The organism is Actinosynnema sp. (assembly GCF_052038725.1).
In genome coordinates this window covers 1-5,075 of sequence record NZ_JBQGCX010000346.1, presented here as the reverse complement: position 1 = coordinate 5,075, position 5,075 = coordinate 1, and the positions used below count along the sequence as shown (strand labels likewise).

Annotated in this window: 4 protein-coding genes; all 4 read left to right on the top strand. The window is 71.8% G+C overall.

From position 1 onward, the window contains the following. A partial coding sequence (locus ACTUAL_RS06855; protein WP_440899660.1) for a ribonucleoside-diphosphate reductase subunit alpha occupies nt 1-1,327 on the top strand: 1,327 nt, incomplete at its 5' end. Then, the gene (locus tag ACTUAL_RS06850; RefSeq protein WP_440899659.1) at nt 1,324-2,400 is read left to right on the top strand and encodes a ribonucleotide-diphosphate reductase subunit beta; all 1,077 of its coding nucleotides are present in this window, start codon (nt 1,324-1,326) and stop codon (nt 2,398-2,400) included. The genes ACTUAL_RS06855 and ACTUAL_RS06850, both read left to right, overlap by 4 nt. Before the next feature lie 164 nt (nt 2,401-2,564). Continuing rightward, nucleotides 2,565-3,803: an Nramp family divalent metal transporter gene (locus ACTUAL_RS06845; protein ID WP_440899658.1), complete on the top strand. Its 1,239-nt coding sequence runs from the start codon at nt 2,565-2,567 to the stop codon at nt 3,801-3,803. Nucleotides 3,804-3,979: 176 nt separating this feature from the next. Further along, nucleotides 3,980-5,075, top strand: a 1,096-nt coding sequence (locus tag ACTUAL_RS06840; RefSeq protein ID WP_440899657.1) for an MMPL family transporter, incomplete at its 3' end; no start/stop codon positions are given.

The window sequence follows — 5,075 nt, the reverse complement described above, 5'->3', positions numbered from 1 at the left end:
CGAGCGGTACCGCGCCTACGAGGAGGCCGCCGACCGCGGTGAGATCCGGGTGCACCGCAGGGTGCGCGCGGTCGACCTGTGGCGGCGGATGCTGACGGTGCTGTTCGAGACCGGGCACCCGTGGATCACCTTCAAGGACCCATGCAACATCCGCTCGCCGCAGCAGCACGTGGGCGTGGTGCACTCGTCGAACCTGTGCACCGAGATCACCCTGAACACCAGCGCGGACGAGGTCGCCGTTTGCAACCTCGGGTCGATCAACCTGGCCAACCACGTGACGTCCTCGGGTCTGGACCGGGACCGGTTGGCGCGCACCACCCGCACCGCCGTGCGGATGCTCGACAACGTCATCGACATCAACTTCTACACCATCCCCGAGGCGCGCCGCTCCAACCTGCGGCACCGGCCGGTGGGCCTCGGGCTGATGGGGTTCGCGGACGCGCTGTTCGTCCAGCGGATCCCTTACGCCTCAAGCGAAGCGGTGCAGTTCGCGGACCTGAGCATGGAGCTGATCAGCTTCCACGCGCTGGACGCGTCCGCCGACCTGGCCGCCGAGCGCGGCTCGTACGAGTCGTTCGAGGGTTCGCTGTGGAGCCGGGGCGTGCTGCCGATCGACTCCATCGCGCTGCTGGCCGACGCGCGTGGTGGCGACCTCGACATGGACACCTCCGCCACGCTGGACTGGTCCGGGCTGCGGGCCAAGGCGCGCGCGGGGATGCGCAACTCCAACGTCATGGCGATCGCGCCCACCGCGACGATCTCCAACATCTGCGGCGTCGGCCAGTCCGTCGAACCGCTGTACCGCAACCTGTTCGTCAAGGCGAACATGTCCGGGGACTTCACCGTGCTCAACCGGTACCTCGTCGCGGACCTGAAGGCGCGTGGGCTGTGGGACGCGGCGATGGTGTCGGACCTGAAGTACTTCGACGGCTCGCTCGCCGCGGTCGACCGGGTGCCCGCCGACCTGAAGGCGTTGTACGCCACCGCGTTCGAGGTCTCCTCGAACTGGCTGATCGAGGCCGCGTCGCGCAGGCAGAAGTGGATCGACCAGGCGCAGTCGCTGAACCTGTACCTGGCCTCGCCCAGCGGTCGGGCGCTGGACGAGCTGTACCGGTCGGCCTGGCGCAAGGGGCTCAAGACCACCTACTACCTGCGCGCCACGGCGGCAACCAGCGTGGAGAAGTCCACGCTGAGCGGCACCGACGGCAAGCTCACCGGCGTCGCGCTGCCGCCCGCGCCGGTTCCCGCCCCCGTTCCCGAGCCGGTGCTGCCCGCCGGGGGCGCGGCCTGCTCCATCACCGACCCCGACTGCGAGGCCTGCCAGTGACCACCACCCCCGACGCCGCCGACACCACGGGCCTGGGCGAGATCGAGCGCGGCGCGGGCCGCGTGCACGTCGACGACAAGGCGATGATCAACGCCCGCGCCGACGTGAACCAGCTCCTGCCGCTGAAGTACCACTGGGCGTGGGAGAAGTACCTCGCGGGCTGCGCGAACCACTGGATGCCCACCGAGGTGTCCATGCAGGCCGACATCGCCCTGTGGCGCTCCCCGAACGGCCTGACCGCCGACGAGCGGCACGCGATCAAGCGCAACCTCGGCTTCTTCGCGACCTCGGAGTCGTTGGTGGCCAACAACGTCGTGCTCGCGGTGTACCGCAACATCACCAACCCCGAGTGCCGCCAGTACCTGCTGCGCCAGGCGTTCGAGGAGGCGGTGCACACCCACACCTTCGAGTACATCTGCTCCTCGCTCGGCCTCGACGAGGGCGAGCTGTTCAACATGTACCGCGAGGTGCCGTCGATCACCGACAAGGCCGCGTGGGCGCTGAAGTACACGAAGTCGTTGGAGGACCCGGAGTTCCGCACCGGAACGCCCGAGGCGGACCAGGCGTTCCTGCGTGACCTGGTGGCGTTCTACGTGGTGTTCGAGGGCATGTGGTTCTACACCGGGTTCGCGCAGATCCTGTCCCTGGGGCGGCGCAACAAGATGGTGGGCGTCGCCGAGCAGTACCAGTACATCCTGCGCGACGAGTCGATCCACCTGAACTTCGGCATCGACGCGATCAACCAGATCAAGATCGAGAACCCGCACCTGTGGGGCGAGGCGTTCCAGGCCGAGGTGCGCACGATGCTCGCCGAGGCGTGCGAGCTGGAGATCGCCTACGGCCGCGACACCATGCCGAACGGGCTGCTCGGGCTCAACGCCGAGCTGTGCGAGCGGTACATGCGGTTCATCACCAACCGCAGGTGCGCGCAGCTGGGGCTGGAGCCGGTGTTCGCGGCGACCGAGAACCCGTTCCCGTGGATGTCGGAGGCGGTGGACCTGAAGAAGGAGAAGAACTTCTTCGAGACCAGGGTCACCGAGTACGCCTCCGGCGGCACGCTCGACTGGGACTGAGCTGCTCCGGTCCGGTCCGGTCCGGTGGCCTGAGCCGGGCGGGGCCGTCGCCTTCGGGTGGCGGCCCCGCCGCGTCCCGCAGGGCGGACCGGGGGAGTGGTCCGCCCGCGTTGCTGCCAATAATGTGCAACAGCCACTCAAGTGCAACTGGAGGGAGGGGCGCCGTGGCGACCACCCGCGTCACCCGTGCCACCCGCGCGACCCGGCTCCGCTCGGGAACGGCCCTGCTCGGGCCCGCGTTCGTCGCGGCCATCGCCTACGTCGACCCCGGCAACGTCGCCACGAACACCGCCGCCGGGGCCCGGTACGGGTTCCTGCTGGTCTGGGTGCTGGTGGCGGCGAACGTCATGGCCGGGTTGGTCCAGACCCTCTCCGCCAAGCTCGGCCTGGTCACCGGCTGCTCGCTGCCCGAGGCGGTGCGCGACGGCCTGTCCAGGCCCGCGCGGCTGGCCTACTGGGCGCAGGCCGAGGGCGTGGCCGCGGCCACCGACCTGGCCGAGGTGGTCGGCGGCGCGATCGCGCTGAACCTGCTGTTCGACCTCCCGCTGCTGCTCGGCGGGGTGATCACCGGCGTGGTGTCGACGGTCCTGCTGGTGCTGCGCGACCGCGGCGGGCAGCGCGCGTTCGAGCGGGTGATCACCGGGATGCTGCTGGTCATCGCCATCGGCTTCGCCGCGGGCCTCCTGCTCTCCCCGCCGCCAGCCGAGGCGCTGGGCGGGCTCGTGCCGCGCTTCGACGGGGTGGACAGCGTGGTGCTGGCGGCCGGGATGCTCGGCGCCACGGTCATGCCGCACGCGGTGTACGTGCACTCGGCGCTGGCCCGCGACCGGCACGGCCGCACCACCGGCGACGCCCTGCGCCGCCTGCTGGCGGCCACGCGGGTGGACGTGGTGCTGGCGATGGTCGTGGCGGGCGCGGTGAACCTGGCCCTGCTCCTGCTCGCGGCCACCGCGCTGCGCGACGTGCCCGGCCTGGACGGCCTCGACCAGGTGCACGCGGCCATCGGCGACGCCCTCGGTGGCGGGGTGGCGCTGCTGTTCGCGGTGGGCCTGCTGGCGTCGGGGCTGGCGTCGACGGCGGTCGGGTCGTACTCGGGGGCGGTGGTGCTGGAGGGCCTGCTCGACGTGCGCGTCTCCCCGCTGACCAGGCGCCTGGTGACGCTGGCGCCCGCGCTGCTGGTGCTCGCGGTGGGCGTGGACCCGACGCGGGCGCTGGTGTGGTCGCAGGTGGTCCTCTCGTTCGGCATCCCGTTCGCGCTGGCGCCGCTGGTGCGGCTGACCTCGTCGCGGGCGGTGATGGGGGAGCACGTGAACGGGCGCGGCACGGTGGTGGCCGCGTGGGGCGCGGCGGTGGCGGTGATCGCGCTGAACGCGGTGCTGCTGGTGCTGCTGGCGATCGGCTGAGGGGCGCCGGGACGCGCTTGTCCCCCGTCCCGCCCTCCCGCCACCACTTTCGTCGCCACCCACCCAGGTGACCGCCACCGTCCACACCGGACCAATCACCGGAAAGTGTCCGTTCACCGATCCCCTCCGACGGGGAATTCTGATCCGGGACATCAGGTGGTGAAAGGACCAGTGGCATGGCGACCTTCCTGCACCGGCTCGGCTCGGCCTCGTACCGGAACCGGGGGGCGGTGGTGTTCGCCTGGCTCGTGCTGCTGATCGGGCTCGGGGTCGGGTCCGCGGTGTTCGCGGGCAAGACCGTCACCACGTTCTCCATCCCCGGACAGGAGTCCACGACCGCCCTGGAGCGGATGCGGGCCGAGTTCGGCAGCGGGCCCTCCGGGGCGTCCGCGCAGGTCGTGGTGCGCGCGCCCGAGGGCGCCCGGATCACCGACCAGGTGATCGCGGGCCGGGTCACCACGCTCGTCGGCGCGCTCAACAAGCTCCCCGGCGTCGTCTCGGCGACCAACCCGCTCAACCCGGCCGCCCCCGTCGTCTCCGCCGACCAGGCCGTCGCCTACAGCACCGTCACCTACGAGGCCCAGGCCCCCGACATCACCGACGAGCAGCGCGCGGCCCTGCTCGACGCCCTCGACGGGGCCCGGCAGGACGGGCTCACGGTCGAGGTCACCGGCGAGGCCACCAGGGAGGTCGTCGGGATCGGCGGACCGGCCGAGGTCGTCGGCGTCGTGGTCGCCCTGCTCGTGCTGGCCCTGACCTACGGCTCCCTGGTCACGGCGGGCATGAACATGCTCACCGCCGTCGTCGGCGTCGGCATCGGCGCGCTCGGCATCACCCTGCTCACCGGGTTCGCCGAGCTCCAGTCGACCACCCCGGTCCTGGCCGTCATGCTGGGCCTGGCGGTCGGCATCGACTACGCGCTGTTCATCGTCACCCGCTTCCGCCACGAGCTGCTCGACGGCCGCGACGTGCCCTCCGCCATCGCGATGGCCGTCGGCACCGCCGGGTCCGCCGTGGTCACGGCGGGCATCACCGTCGTCATCGCCCTGACCGGCCTGGCCGTCGCGGGCATCCCGTTCCTCACCGAGATGGGCGTGGCCGCCGCCGCCACCGTGGTGGTCGCCGTGCTCATCGCGGTCACCCTGGTGCCCGCCGCGCTCGGCTTCATCGGCCGCCGCGCCCTGCCGCGCCGCCTGCGCTCGGGCGCCCGCCCGGTCGACCGGGGCGTCTACCGCCGCTGGGCCGCCGCCACCACGAGGAACCGCTGGCCGG